This is a genomic window from Pseudarthrobacter sp. ATCC 49987, assembly GCF_009928425.1.
Lineage (GTDB): Bacteria > Actinomycetota > Actinomycetes > Actinomycetales > Micrococcaceae > Arthrobacter.
Map to the genome: position 1 here is coordinate 91,422 of NZ_JAABNS010000001.1, position 14,043 is coordinate 105,464.

Consider the following 14,043-nt stretch of genomic DNA (forward strand, 5'->3'; position numbering starts at 1 on the left):
GGACTATGTCCAGTGTCCGCGGCTAGTGGAGGGCATGTCCCGTGGGACGGACCAGGCTGGCCCCGGCGGCCACCAGCGCGGCCGCGTCGCTGGCCACAATGACGTCGTCGAAGTTGCCGCCGTAGTCTCCCAGGTCGGAGCCAACGGAGCCGACGACGGCGTGAATGCGCGTCGTGCCGCACCGGGCGAGAATTGCCGCAATGATCTTTCCCTGGCCGGTTTGCGAATCCAAGCGACCCTCTCCGACCACGACGGCGCTGCAGGCGGCGAGGTGCAGGTCGAAGTCGAGGAGATCCAGCACGTAGTCCGCGCCGGAGACCAGCGCCGCCCCGTAGCGGGCCCACAGGCCGCCGGAGAATCCCCCGGCGGCTCCGGTCCGGTCGACGGTGCGCGGGTCGCGGCCATGTTCGCGGCGGAAGGTCTCGGCCAGCCGCTCCAGTCGGGCGGTGAGCATTTCCACGGTGGCGGGGTCAGCGCCTTTCTGCGGTCCGAAGACGCGCGCGGCATCGCCGAACCGGGTGGTGACGTCGCTCAGCACGACCACCTCCGCGCCGCGCAGTCCGCCGAGTTCCTCGATCGCAGCGATGGCGCCGGCGCCGCCGTCGGTTGTGGCAGAACCACCGGACGCCACAAGGAGCCGGGATGCCCCCAGCCGGGCGGCCTCCGCCATCAGCACGCCGGTGCCGTAGGTGCTGGCCGTCACCGGGTCCCTCTCCCCGCGGGAGGGGAGATTGAGCCCGCTGGCCACGGCAAGCTCGACGACGGCTGTCCCGTCGGCCGTCAGGCCGATCTCCGCTGTCAGAGCGTCACCCCACGGGCCGACGGTGCTGACCCGGACCGGCCGGGCGTCGAGGCCCCGGACCAGCACGCCGAAGGTTCCCTCTCCGCCGTCGGCCACCGGCAGCTCGATCGCATTGCCTCCGGCGGAGCGGATCCCGGCCGAAATGTGCCGGGAAACCTCGACGGCGGTGAAGGTCCCCTTGAAGCTGTCCGGGGCAACCAGGATGTTCATCGGTTCAGAAACCGACCTTGTCGCGGCCCTTGAGCTGCAGCATTTCCCGGGCCTCGTCCGGGGTGGCGATCTCGAAGTTGAGGGCCTCAAGGATGGTGCGGATCCGGGAGACCTGCTGGGCGTTGGAGGTTGCCAGCTGTCCCGGTCCAATCCAGAGCGAGTCCTCGAGGCCGACCCTGACGTGGGAGCCCATGGCTGTACCAATCGTGGCCAGCGGCATCTGGTTTTTCCCGGCGCCCAGGATCGACCAGGCGTAATCCTCGCCGAGGAGCCGGTCCGCGGTGCGGCGCATGTGCATGAGGTCCTCCGGGTGGGCGCCGATCCCGCCGAGCAGGCCGAAGACCGACTGCACGAACAACGGTCCCTTGGCGAGGCCGCGGGCGTGGAAGTGCGCGAGATTGTTCAGGTGCGAGATGTCATAGCACTCGAATTCGAAGCGTGTGCCGTTTTCGTTGCCAATGCCCAGAATGGTCTCGATGTCCTGGAATGTGTTCTTGAAGACGAGGTCGCGGCTCTTTTCGAGTCCTTCCCGCTCCCACTCGTGGCCGAACTCAGTGAAGCGGTCGAGCATCGGGTAGAGGCCGAAGTTCATGGACCCCATGTTGAGGGACGCCAGCTCGGGCTTGAACAGGGCCGCGGGCTGCATGCGCTCTTCCACGGTCATGTGCGGGGAGCCGCCGGTGGTGATGTTGATGACGGCATCGGTGTTGCGCTTGAGCTTGTCCAGGATAGGAGCGAAGTGCTCCGGGTCCTGTGAGGGCCGCCCGTCCCGGGGATCGCGGGCGTGGATGTGCACGATCGCGGCGCCCGCCTCGGCGGCGCCGATGGCGGCGTCGGCGATCTCATCGGGGGAGACGGGCAGGTACTTGGACATGGACGGGGTGTGGATGGCGCCTGTGACGGCGCTGGTGATGATGACTTTGCGAGCAGCAGCCATGTGAAGTCTCCTAAATTGAGTCGAAATTCTTCCGGTGGGCTGGATCAGTAGAGTTTCTCGGTGTTGCCGTCAACAGCCAGGGCCTGGCCGTTGACGTTGCGGGCCATGTCGCTGGCGGCGAAGGCGGCCATGTTGGCGATGTCCTCCGCTTCGATCAGCCGTCCCAGTGAGGACTGGTTGTGGTAGAGCTCGGCGACCTGGTCCTGAGGCAGGCCCAGCATCTGTGCCTTGGCCGCGATGACCGTGTCGATCCGGGGGCCGTTGACCGCACCGGGGCAGATCGCGTTGACGCGGATCCGGTCTGGGCCGAGTTCGATCGCGAGGGTCTTGGTGAGCCCGACGACGGCCCATTTCGATGCCGAATAAGCGCTGCGCCCGGCCATGCCCAGCCGGCCTGCCGCTGAGGAGAGGTTGACGATCGAGGCGTCCACGCCCTGCCGGAGCATGGGCAGGGCGTGCTTGATGCAGAAGAACTGGCCATGGATGTTGACGTCGAAGGTCGCCTTCCACGCGGCCGTGTCCAGCGATTCGAGGGGCCCGGTGGGCCCGGCGATGCCGGCATTGTTGACCAGGATGTCCAGGCCGCCGAGCTCTGTCTGGACGACGGCCATGAGGGCCCGGACCTGTTCCTCGTCGGAGACGTCGCTGACGGCGGCGGCGAGGCCGTTGACGCGGGCCTTCTCGACGGCGTCCGGGTCGATGTCCGTGACGAAGACGGCGGCGCCGAGCTCCTGGAACTTGGTGGCGATTGCCAGGCCGATGCCGTTGGCTCCGGCGGTGACCAGCACTCGTTTTGAGCTGAAATCCATGAACGTTTCCTTGCGTTGGGGTGGACCGTTTCTGCTGGCGCACGCCAGCAGAAAAGTCGGTTCGAGTGTCTGGCGGGAACTGTTTTTAGTGGGCAGCGGGGGCGAGCTGGGGCTTTTCCGTGCCCCGCTTGAGCATCAGCGAGAGCAGGGCGCCGATGATGCACATGCCCACGATGAACCAGAGCCCGGAGAGCTTGGAACCGGTGGCGTCCTGCATGAGTCCCATGACGTACGGGCCGAGGAATCCGCCGCAGAGGCCGATGGTGTTGACGAAGGCGATGCCGCCGGCGAGGGCAGCTCCGGTGAGCCGGGTGGCAGGGTAGGTGAACAGGATCGGCTGCAGGGCGAAGAAGTTGAAGGCGGCGAGGCAGAAGCCGATCATGCCAAGCACTGGACCGCCGACGGCGCCGAGGGCGAAGCCGGAGACGATGCCGATCATGGTTCCCGTGACCAACAGGCGGGAGCGCCGGCCGTCGGTGGCGAACCGGGGAACCAGCAGGGCGCCGGCGGCGGAGAAGATCCACGGAATGGCCGTCAGCAGGCCGATCTGCAGCGGGTTGAGTTTGCCGTAGGTGCCGATGATGGAGGGTAGGAAGTATGACAGGGCGTAGACGGCGATCTGGTGCGTGAAGTAAATGCCGACCACCAGGAGGATCTGCTTGTCCTTGAGGATGTCGCGGAGGCGGTGGTTGCCGGACGCTTCGGCGCCCGCCTTTTCTTCAGCGGCAATGCGGGCTTCGAGGTCGGTGGCTTCCTCAGCAGTGAGGAACGTTGCCTGGGTTGGCCGGTCCGGGAGTTTCTTCCAGACAACGTAGGCGAGGAGGCAGGCGGGGAGTCCTTCGATGATGAACATCCACTGCCAGCCGTGCAGGCCGCCGAGGCCGTCCAGGGTGAGCAGCAGCCCGCCGAGGGGTGCTCCGACAATGTTGGCGATCGATACGCCGAGGAGGAACATGCCGTTGGCTTTCGCCCGGTCCTTGACCACGAACCACTGCGTCAGGAAGTACATAACCCCGGGGAAGAGCCCGGCCTCGGCCACGCCAAGGAGCATCCGCATGATGTAGAACGACCATTCGCCCTGCACGAAGGCCATGCAGGCGGAGATGATGCCCCAGGTGATCATGATCCGCATGATCCAGAAGCGGGCGCCTACCTTGTGCATGATCAGGTTGGACGGGATTTCCGAGAGGGCATAGGTCAGGAAGAACAACCCGGCTCCAATGCCGAAGGCGGTGGCGGAGATGCCCAGGTCGATCTCCAGCCGGTCCTTGGCCATGCCGATGTTGGTGCGGTCCAGGAAAGCCATGATGTAGGCGCCGATGAGGAGTGGCATGACTCTGCGGAGGATTACACCGTTAATTTCCTTTGGTGTGCGCATCTTCGTTGGTGCGGATACAACTGACATGGGTCTTCGTCCTTGAATAGGTGGTCAGGGTAGGTGGTCAGGAACAGCGGGCAGCCAGGAGGTCGGGCAGCCGGGAGGAGCCAGGGTGGCTGGCGGGACGTGTGGTGAAGGGGCGGGGCTATCGGCCGGTCGGCGTGCAGCCGCAGGTCCGCCCGATATGCAGGCGGTGCAGGCACACCTTCGAGGTGTACGTGCCGGAGGGCGCTTCGATGCGTTTGAGCAGCATGGCAAAGGCTTCGTGGGCCATTTCCTGCTGCGGCTGGACAATGCTGGTCAGGTTGATGAGTCCGGAACGGCTGTGGGGCAGGCCGTCGCAGCCGGCGACGGCCACGTCCTCGGGAATGCGAAGTCCCCGGGCCAGGGCGTATTCCATGACTCCAATGGCCAGTTCATCGCTCCCGCACACAACGGCCTGCGGCGGTGTCCCTGCGGAGAACAGGCGCTCGGCGGCCAGCCGGCCGCCCTCGTTGTTGACGCGTGTGCTGATCTTTCGGTCTCCGCTGATGGTTATGCCCGCAGCGGCGGCGGTGCGGACGAAAGCCTGTTCGCGGGCCAACGAAGCGGTAGAGAACCGCGGGCCGATCACTGTTGCGATTTCGGAAAAACCGTGGCTGAGCATGTGCTGCATCAGCATCGTTGCCGCGGCGTCGTCGTCGATCCCAACAAAATCGGAGTCCAGGAAGTCGGCGCGCCGTGAGAGGCAGACATAGGGAATCCGGGCTGACCTCAGGGTCCGGAGCGCGGTGGCATCGTCCCGGAGGGACGCGGCCAGGATGATGCCGTCCACATTGCGGTGCGCGAGGGTCGCGGTGACCTGGGCCAGTACGTCCGGATCGTCCTGGGTGGTAGCGACGAAGACCTCGTAGCCGGACTCGGCTGCGGCCGAAATGACGCCCTGCGCCCAGCGTGGAAACATGGGGTTGATGATGTTCGGCAGGATCAGGCCGATTACCCGGGTCCGCTGCACGTCGGTGGACTGCGAGGACTTACGGGGCCTGAAGCCCAACTCGGTTGCCACGTGGTTAATGTGGCGGCGGGTTTCCAGCGAGACGCCGCCCTTGCCGTTGAGAACGTAGGACACCGTCGCCGGGGAAACGCCAGCGGCGCGGGCAACGGCGGCGGCAGACACCGGCGGGATGCGCCGGTCTGCAACGACGTTGGTGGTGTGTTCCTGCATATCCGGCCTCCCTCCGAGTCGTTCGCGGCCCTTGTGACCTCAGTTACATTAGGGAGCCGCTCGAGTGTTAAGCAACGTTAAGTGATTTTCCAGCCATCGCGAGCCCGCGCGTGACCCGCCGCCCCGCCGGGCACATGTCCAGTCGTGCGGTTCAATCCGCGGGGACATGCCCAGTCCTGAGCCTGGCGAGTGGGCATATTAGGACAATGTCCAGTGGCCCGCGCGGACGGAGGGTATGCGCACTCGTGCCGGGCAGTCCTTGGGGGCATGTCCAGTCCAGGGCCAGCCGGCAGCCTGCGCTCGCGGAGGACATGCCCATTCTTGGCGCCCAATCCGCGGGGACATGCCCAGTCCTGAGCCTGGCGAGTGAGCATATCGGGATTATGTCCAGTAGTTCATGCGGCCGGAGGGCATGTCCCCCGGGGACGGGCCAGATGCCCCGGGAGGACTCCGGCCCTAGACAGCCGTTTCGCTGTGGGCAAACATGGAGGCAAAGGGACCCAATGCAAAGTTGAGCGGAGTAGACTCAACTTTAATATCAGCATGTTCCCGGAAGGAGCTCTCTTTGGACGCCAAATTCACCACCAAGAGCCAGGAGGCTCTTGCGGCAGCCGCCATGAACGCCTCGACGGCGGGTAACCCCCAGCTCGAACCCGCCCACCTGCTCAAGGCGCTGATGGACCAGCGCGAGGGTGTCGCCGTCGCACTCCTTCGCGCCACCGGCACGGACCCGGATTCCGTCAGCGTCCAGGCCAGCTCCGCCATCAAGGCGCTGCCGTCCACGTCCGGCAGCTCGGTGCAGCAGCCACAGCTGTCCCGCACGGCCCTGCAGGCGATCAAGAATGCCCAGAACGAGGCCGAGCGGCTCGGCGATTCCTTCGTCTCCACCGAGCACCTGCTGCTGGGGCTCGCGTCCGGAAGCGACGCCGTCGGGAAGCTGATGCGCGACGCCGGAGCCTCCCACGAGGCCCTCCTCGCCGCCCTGCCGGGCGTCCGCGGCGACCGCAAAGTGGACAACGCCGACCCCGAAAACAGCTTCCAGGCACTGGAGAAGTACGGCACCGACCTCACCGCGATTGCCCGCTCCGGCAAGCTGGACCCCGTGATCGGCCGCGACGCCGAGATCCGCCGCATCATCCAGGTGCTGAGCCGCCGGACCAAGAACAACCCCGTCATCATCGGCGAGCCCGGCGTCGGCAAGACCGCCGTCGTCGAAGGACTCGCCCAGCGGATCGTCGCCGGGGACGTCCCCGAAAGCCTGCGCGGCAAGACCCTGATCGCCCTGGACCTCGCCTCCATGGTGGCCGGCGCCAAGTACCGCGGCGAATTCGAGGAGAGGCTCAAGGCCGTCCTGGAGGAAATCAAGGGTTCCGAAGGCCAGATCGTCACCTTCATCGACGAGATCCACACCGTGGTCGGCGCCGGCGCGTCCGGGGACAGCTCCATGGACGCCGGCAACATGCTCAAGCCCATGCTGGCCCGCGGCGAGCTCCGGCTGATCGGTGCCACCACCCTGGACGAGTACCGGGAGAACATCGAGAAGGACCCCGCCCTGGAACGCCGCTTCCAGCAGGTCTTCGTCGGGGAGCCGAGCGTCGAGGACACCATCGGCATCCTGCGCGGACTCAAGGAACGCTACGAGGCGCACCACAAGGTGGCCATCGCCGACTCCGCCCTCGTCGCCGCCGCCACGCTCTCCAACCGCTACATCTCCGGCCGGCAGCTGCCGGACAAGGCGATCGACCTCGTGGACGAGGCCGCCTCCCGGCTGCGCATGGAGATCGACTCCGCCCCGGAGGAGATCGACCAGCTGCGCCGCTCCGTGGACCGCCTGACCATGGAGGAACTGGCCCTGGCCAACGAGACCGATCCCGCGTCCGTGGAGCGGCTTGCCGCCATCCGGGCCGACATGGCCGACAAAAAAGAGGAGCTGGCCGGGCTCAACGCCCGCTGGGAGGCAGAGAAAGCCGGCCTGAACCGCGTCGGCGACCTCAAGGCCAGGATCGACGAACTGCGTTCCGCCGCCGAGAAATTCCAGCGCGAAGGCGACCTCGAGGCCGCCTCCCGGATCCTGTACGGAGAACTTCCCGCCCTGGAGCGGGAACTCAATGAAGCCGCCGAAGCGGAGTCGGCCCGCGTGGCCGGCGGCGGGGCCAAACAGGACCTCATGGTGGCCGAAGAGGTCACCGCCGACGACATCGCTGAGGTGATTTCCGCCTGGACCGGCATCCCCGCCGGACGTATGCTGCAGGGCGAGAGCCAGAAACTGCTCGAGATGGAGCATGTGCTGGGCGAGCGGCTGATCGGCCAGTCCAAGGCCGTCACCGCGGTGTCCGACGCCGTCCGCCGCGCCCGGGCGGGGATCAGCGACCCCAACCGGCCCACCGGCTCCTTCCTGTTCCTCGGCCCCACCGGCGTCGGCAAGACCGAGCTGGCGAAGGCCCTGGCCGACTTCCTCTTCGACGACGAACGCGCCATGGTGCGGATCGACATGTCCGAATACTCGGAGAAGCACTCCGTGGCCCGCCTTGTCGGGGCGCCTCCCGGCTACGTGGGCTACGAGGAGGGCGGCCAGCTGACCGAGGCTGTCCGCCGCCGTCCGTACTCCGTGCTCCTGCTGGATGAGGTGGAGAAGGCCCACCCCGAGGTGTTCGACATCCTGCTGCAGGTACTCGACGACGGCCGCCTCACCGACGGCCAGGGCCGCACCGTGGACTTCCGCAACGTGATCCTGGTCCTGACCTCCAACCTGGGCAGCCAGTTCCTGGTCGACCCCACCCTGGACGCGAACGCCAAGCGCGAGGCCGTGATGGCCACCGTGCATGCCTCCTTCAAGCCCGAGTTCCTGAACCGGCTCGACGAGGTGGTGCTGTTCGACCCGCTGAGCGTCGAGGAGCTGTCCCGGATCGTGGAGCTGCAGGTCAAGGAGCTGGGCGAACGCCTCAAGGGCCGCCGGCTCAACCTCGAAGTGACGGAGGGGGCCCGCGCCTGGCTCGCGGTGACCGGCTTCGACCCGGCCTACGGCGCCCGGCCGCTGCGCCGCCTCGTGCAGCGTGAAATCGGCGACCGGCTGGCCAAGGCCATCCTGGCCGGCGAGATCACCGACGGCGACACCGTGCTGGTGGACACCGCCCCGGACCTCACGGAGCTCACCATGGGCGGCGCCCAGGCGTCTGAACGGCCCGACGGCGGCGCCTCCACCGGCAGCGGACTCTCCGTCAGCCGCAAGGAGTAGCAGCCCCGCGGCCTCAGGCACGAGCCTTAGACAAGAACTGCCAGCCGGACCTGGTTCCGGCTGGCAGTTCTTGTGGGGCTGAACCGCTCGGGCGACCCCTAGGGAATCAGCGATTCCATGATGACGTTTCCGGTGTCCGCGGTGACATAGCAGTCGACGCGGCGGTCGCCGTTGTCCCAGCTCGTGGAGCTTGGGTACGCGAGCTTGTAGCCCAGCACATAGGCGGACTGCTTCTCGGTCAGGGGCGCGGCCTTGCAAGCGTCCAGGGCCTTCTGCTTGAGCGGGTCCCGGCCCGGGTAGGAGTCCCCGTCGGCGTAATGCTCGATTGCGACCAGCTGGGCCGAGTGGCCGGTGGTGCAGTCGACCACCGTGGACGTGGGCGCTTCCGGGTCGAAATCCCTGAAGCAGTCGCCGAGCCGGAAGTCGAGCGGGCCCACCCCTTCCAGCGGAAGGGGCCCCCGGCTGGCGGTCGCGGACGACGTCGCAGAGGTGGCGGGGGAGGTGCCCGCCGCGGGCTGCTTGGCGCTGCCGCCCAGCGAGCTCAGCCACCAGATCAGCAGACCCAGGACGACGACGGCGGCCACCGCGGCGCCGATCCGCGCCGGAGCCTGGCGGCGGACCCAGCCGCCCAGTTGGGTTGCTTTTTCCGCAGCCATTTTGCCGGCTCCCGCGAGTGCGGCGCCGGCTGCCCCCGCGGCGTCCTGGGTACCCCGGCGGCGGCGTGAGCCGGGCCGCCCGGCGTCGGACCGGATGACCGGCGGGACTGACGGGCGGACGGGCGGCGGCGCAACCGGCGTCGTCGGCGGCGCCACAGGCGGACCAACGGGCGGCGGCGCAACCGGCGTCGCGGACGTTGGCGGCGTCGACGGTTTCGGGGGAACGGACGGTCCGGCAGGCGGGACAGCTGGGGCTGACCGGTCGCCGGGCCCACCGGCAGGGCGAACACCAGGCGTGCCGGCGTCGCCGGGCCTTTCGTTCTCTTCGGTCACTGAGAATTCACCACTTCCGTGCGTCTTTGCCGGGGCTGGACGCCCGGCGGAGGGGCCCGTTTCCGGGAACCCACTACGGAACTCTATCTAAGATGCCGGGCGGCCCGCGTGCCGCCGGGGGACTGTCCGGGGTCGGGATGCGGGCAACACTGTCCACGGCGGCCGTCCCGGGGAGCAGTTACCGCTGAAAGCATGTAATCTAGGTGTACGACAAATTGACCAAACATTCCGGGGCCTCACTAACGCCAATGGTGACCACCTCCGGTCCGAGTACAAAAGGGGGTCACGCCATGGGGCGCGGCCGTCAAAAGGCAAAAGCTACCAAGCAGGCTCGGGATATTAAGTACTATTCCCCGAACACTGACTACACTGCGCTTCAGCGTGAGCTCAAGAGCTCCGAGGTTCGTGCACCGAGTCGGTTTTCGAATGAGCCTGTTGAGCCGGATTATTCGGCCTATGTGGACAAGTACGCGGACGATGTGGAAGAGGACGACGACGAGGTAGATTCCCGTCGGATAGGTTAGTCGACACTTCTTTCCGGCATGCCCTTCCGTTAGCGGATTGCCGACCACATGATTTCAGGCCCGCCGGCCGCTCCCAGTACGGGGGTGGACGGCGGGTTTTCTGCTGCCCGGATACTGGCCCGGCCCGTCCGCCAGCACGTGCCGCGAAGTTGTCCCGGCCGGGCCCTCAAGCTAGGTTGAAACTGCCGGTTCCACCCGGCCCTCCCCTCGAAAGTTACGGAAGGATTGCCATGACCATTCGCACCGAGTTCACCGAGGGCGAGGTCTGCTGGACGGACCTTCAGACCAGTGATGTCGCGGCGGCCAAGGCGTTCTATGCCGCGGTCTTCGGCTGGCGGTACGAGGACCGGCCCACCCCGGACGGTCGCAGCTACGCACAGGCCTTCCTGGGCGGGGACCTGGTCACCGTGATCGCGCCGCAGAACCCGCAGCAGCAGGCCGCCGGCGCGCCCGGGCAATGGAACGTGTACTTCGCATCCTCCGACGCCGGGGAGCTCGCAGCCGACCTGGTGCACGCCGGCGGAACCCTCGAGTTCGGTCCCGAGGCGGTGGGCGGCACCGGCGTGATGGTCTTCTTCGCCCCGCCCGGGGGAGGGACCACCGGCGCCTGGCAGGCCGGAAGCCACTTCGGCGCGGCCCGCAGCGGGGAACCCGGTGCCCTGGCGTGGGCCGAACTGCTCACGCCCGAGCCGCAGTCCGCCGTCGGATTCTTCCAGCAGCTCTTCGGGCACGACGTGACCGAATACCCGCAGGACGACGGCGGCCGGTACACCACGCTTGTGGTGGACGGCGCGGAGGTGGCCGGGATCGCCGCGGTCCCGGCGGACGCCGAGGGCACCCTCAAGCCGGGATGGCAGGTGTACTTCGGGGTGTCCAGCGTCGCCGACGCAGTCGCAGCGGCCGTGGCTGCCGGCGGCACGGTCCTGATCGAACCGGACGAGCTCGAGGACGCCGGCACCATCGCCACCCTCGAGGATCCGCAGGGCGGTGTGTTCAGCGTGCTGGAGGTCTAGGCCGGCTTAAACACAGATCGAGTGCTCCACAAGTGCCGTTTTGAAGCTTCAAAAAGGCACTTGTGGAGCACTCGATGAGGGTTAGGCGTAGGCGTTGACCAGCCGGACGGCGCCGCCGTCGACACCCTTGGCGCCCTGCACGTAATCCGGGCCGGTCTTGACCACCGAGTCGGAGTTTTCCTCCACAGTGCCCATGACCCAGGCCGGCAGTCCGCGTTCATTGAGGCGGTTCACGGCGGCGTCAGCGGCTTCGGGGGAGACGATCGCCACCATGCCCACGCCCAGGTTCAGCGTGCGCTCCAGGTCGGCCAGCGGGACGTTGCCCAGCTCGGCCACGAGCCGGAAAATCGCCGGGAGCTGCCAAGTGGCGCGGTCCACGGTGGCCAGCAGGCCCTGCGGCAGGACCCGGGCCAAGTTTGCGGCGAGGCCGCCGCCGGTGACGTGGCTGAAGCCGTGGACGCCGTGGGCGGAGTTCACCGGAAAGGTCCGGGCCAGGTCCAGGCAGTCGGCCGCGTAGACGCGGGTCGGTTCGAGGAGTTCCTCGCCCAGCGTGCGGCTGAACTCGGAGACGTGGCGGTCCAGGGCCCAGCCGGCGTGGTTGATGACGCGGCGGACCAGGGAGTAGCCGTTGGAGTGCAGCCCGGAGGAGGCCATGCCGATCACGACGTCGCCGGCGCGGACACGGTCCGGGCCCAGGAGGTCGGCGGCTTCGACAACACCGGTGGCGGCACCGGCGACGTCGTACTCGTGCTCGCCCAGCAGCCCCGGGTGCTCGGCGGTTTCGCCGCCCACCAGAGCGGTGCCGGCAACGGAGCAGGCGGCAGCGATGCCGCGCACGATGTCCGCGATGCGTTCCGGGACCACCTTGCCGCAGGCGATGTAGTCGGTCATGTACAGCGGTTCGGCGCCGACCACCACAATGTCATCGACCACCATGCCGACGAGGTCGAAGCCGATGGTGTCGTGGATGTCCATGGCCTGCGCGATCGCGACCTTGGTGCCGACGCCGTCGGTGGAGGTCGCCAGCAGCGGGCGCTTGTAGGTGAGCAGCTTCGAGACGTCGTACAGGCCGGCGAAGCCGCCGACGCCGCCAACCACCGAGGAGTTGTGGGTCGCCTTGATGGCGTCCTTCATGAGTTCTACGGCGCGGTCGCCCGCTTCGACGTCGACGCCGGCGGAGGCGTAGGTGATGCCGACGGCGTTCTGGGCGGCGTTCATGTCAGCGGCCGGGGAGGCGGGAGTCATACGGGCTCTTTCTTGTCGGCAGCAATGGAACGATCAATGCGATCGTCAGCGGTGAGCAATTCTTCGTATTCGGCGTCCGGGCCCGGATCGCAGCCGGTGGCGCCGACTTTTTCGGCCGGATCGTCGTCAGCGCTGATGCCCGCGGCGGCCTCGGCGGCAGTCTGCGTCGCTGCGGCACCAAGGGCGGCGTCTCCGGCCGCGGGATGGCTGCCGAGATCCGTGCGTTCCAGCAGGTTCTTGCCGAGCTTGTCCGCTCCCGGGAGCTCGATCGGGTACTTGCCGGTGAAGCAGGCGGTGCACAGCCGTTCGCGCGGCTGCTGGGTGGCGCCGATCATGCCGTCCTCGGAGATGTAGGCCAGCGAATCGGCGCCGATGGCCTGGGTGATCTCCTCGACGGTGGTGCCGTTCGCGATCAGCTCTGCGCGGGAGGCGAAGTCGATCCCGTAGAAGCACGGCCACTTGACTGGCGGGGAGGAAATCTTGATATGCACGGACTTGGCGCCGGCTTCGCGGAGCATCCGGACGATCGCGCGCTGGGTGTTGCCGCGGACGATCGAGTCATCCACCACCACCACGCGCTTGCCGCGGATCACGGACTCAAGGGCGTTGAGCTTGAGCCGGATGCCGAGCTGGCGGAGGGTCTGGGAGGGCTGGATGAACGTCCGGCCCACGTAGGCGTTCTTGACGAAGCCGTGTGCGAAGGGGATGCCGGATTCCTCGGCGTAGCCCACGGCCGCGGGGGTGCCGGACTCCGGCACCGGGATGACGATGTCCGCTTCCTGGGTGTTTTCGCGGGCCAGCTGGCGGCCCATTTCCACGCGGGACTCGTACACGGAGCGGCCCGCAATGGAGGCGTCCGGACGGGCGAGGTAGACGTATTCGAAGACGCAGCCGGCCGGCGTCGCTTCGGCGAAGCGCTGGGAGCGGACGCCGTCCTCGTCGATCGCGATGAACTCGCCGGGCTCGATTTCGCGGATGAAGCTGGCGCCGACGGTGGCGAGGGCGGACTGCTCGGAGGCGACCACCCAGCCGCGCTCCAGCCGGCCCAGGCACAGCGGACGGATTCCATACGTGTCGCGGGCCGCGTAGAGGGTGCCTTCATCCATGAAGACAAAGCAGAAGCCGCCCTTGATTTTGGGCAGCAGTTCCATGGCGGTCTGTTCGAGCGACTTGCCCTCTTCGCCCTCCAGCAGGGCGGTGACGAGGGCGGTGTCCGAGGTGTTGCCCTGCTTCATTTCGCCGGTGAGCTGGCCGCCGTTGCGGTCCACGATCATGGCTTTGAGATCGGCGGTGTTGGTCAGGTTGCCGTTGTGGGCCAGGGCCACCGTGCCGGTCGCGGTCGCGCCCAGGGTGGGCTGCGCGTTGGCCCAGTGGCTCGCGCCGGTAGTGGAATAGCGGCAGTGGCCGACGGCCAGGTGCCCGGTCAGGGTGTTGAGCGTCGTCTCGTCGAAGACCTGGGAGACGAGTCCCATGTCCTTGTAGACGTTGATCCGCTTGCCGTCGCTGGTGGCTATACCAGCCGACTCCTGACCGCGGTGCTGCAGTGCATACAGCCCGTAATAGGTGAGTTTTGCAACCTCTTCACCGGGAGCCCAGACCCCGAAGACGCCACATGCGTCCTGAGGGCCTTTTTCGCCAGAGAGAAGGTCATGAGAAAGTTTTCCATCGCCGCGTGCCACTGGTCGATTATCTCACGT

At 67.4% G+C, this 14,043-nt stretch carries 11 protein-coding genes; 3 read left to right on the forward strand and 8 right to left on the reverse strand.

From position 1 onward, the window contains the following. Positions 1-22: 22 nt before the first annotated feature. The 5 genes from GXK59_RS00430 to GXK59_RS00450 all read right to left on the reverse strand — a co-directional run bounded on the left by GXK59_RS00430 (position 23) and on the right by GXK59_RS00450 (position 5,340). Positions 23-1,012 (reverse strand): glycerate kinase family protein, encoded by a 990-nt coding sequence (locus GXK59_RS00430; protein WP_160663446.1) that lies wholly within the window; start codon positions 1,010-1,012, stop codon positions 23-25. Between the two features lie 4 nt (positions 1,013-1,016). Then, positions 1,017-1,949 carry a 3-keto-5-aminohexanoate cleavage protein gene (locus tag GXK59_RS00435; RefSeq protein ID WP_160663448.1) on the reverse strand — a complete coding sequence of 311 codons (933 nt, stop codon included), beginning with the start codon at positions 1,947-1,949 and terminating at the stop codon, positions 1,017-1,019. A 44-nt stretch (positions 1,950-1,993) separates the two neighbouring features. After that, positions 1,994-2,758 carry an SDR family oxidoreductase gene (locus GXK59_RS00440; RefSeq protein WP_160663450.1) on the reverse strand — a complete coding sequence of 255 codons (765 nt, stop codon included), beginning with the start codon at positions 2,756-2,758 and terminating at the stop codon, positions 1,994-1,996. Positions 2,759-2,843: 85 nt separating this feature from the next. Continuing rightward, positions 2,844-4,091, reverse strand: a complete 1,248-nt coding sequence (locus GXK59_RS00445) for an MFS transporter (protein ID WP_237393716.1) — start codon at positions 4,089-4,091, stop codon at positions 2,844-2,846. A gap of 190 nt (positions 4,092-4,281) precedes the next feature. Next, a complete protein-coding gene (locus GXK59_RS00450; RefSeq protein WP_160663452.1) occupies positions 4,282-5,340 on the reverse strand; it encodes a LacI family DNA-binding transcriptional regulator in 1,059 nt (352 codons plus the stop codon). Positions 5,341-5,905: 565 nt separating this feature from the next. Between GXK59_RS00450 and clpB the strand changes: the two genes are divergently transcribed. After that, a complete protein-coding gene (gene clpB / locus GXK59_RS00455) occupies positions 5,906-8,575 on the forward strand; it encodes an ATP-dependent chaperone ClpB (protein WP_160663454.1) in 2,670 nt (889 codons plus the stop codon). 98 nt (positions 8,576-8,673) lie between these two features. On the opposite strand, the gene GXK59_RS00460 is transcribed toward clpB, so the two are convergent. Beyond that, positions 8,674-9,231, reverse strand: coding sequence for a septum formation family protein (locus GXK59_RS00460; RefSeq protein WP_160663456.1), 558 nt, complete (start codon positions 9,229-9,231; stop codon positions 8,674-8,676). A gap of 623 nt (positions 9,232-9,854) precedes the next feature. On the opposite strand from GXK59_RS00460, the gene GXK59_RS00465 reads away from it, so the two are divergent. Continuing rightward, positions 9,855-10,088, forward strand: a complete 234-nt coding sequence (locus GXK59_RS00465; protein ID WP_024364970.1) for a DUF3073 domain-containing protein — start codon at positions 9,855-9,857, stop codon at positions 10,086-10,088. A 230-nt stretch (positions 10,089-10,318) separates the two neighbouring features. Next, positions 10,319-11,101, forward strand: coding sequence for a VOC family protein (locus tag GXK59_RS00470; protein ID WP_160663458.1), 783 nt, complete (start codon positions 10,319-10,321; stop codon positions 11,099-11,101). Positions 11,102-11,182: 81 nt separating this feature from the next. Here the strand turns inward: GXK59_RS00470 and purM are convergent, their stop codons facing one another. Continuing rightward, positions 11,183-12,346: a phosphoribosylformylglycinamidine cyclo-ligase gene (gene purM, locus GXK59_RS00475; protein WP_160663460.1), complete on the reverse strand. Its 1,164-nt coding sequence runs from the start codon at positions 12,344-12,346 to the stop codon at positions 11,183-11,185. Next, a complete protein-coding gene (gene purF, locus GXK59_RS00480) occupies positions 12,343-14,025 on the reverse strand; it encodes an amidophosphoribosyltransferase (RefSeq protein WP_160663462.1) in 1,683 nt (560 codons plus the stop codon). Before purF ends, purM begins: the two co-directional genes overlap by 4 nt. Positions 14,026-14,043: the final 18 nt, after the last annotated feature.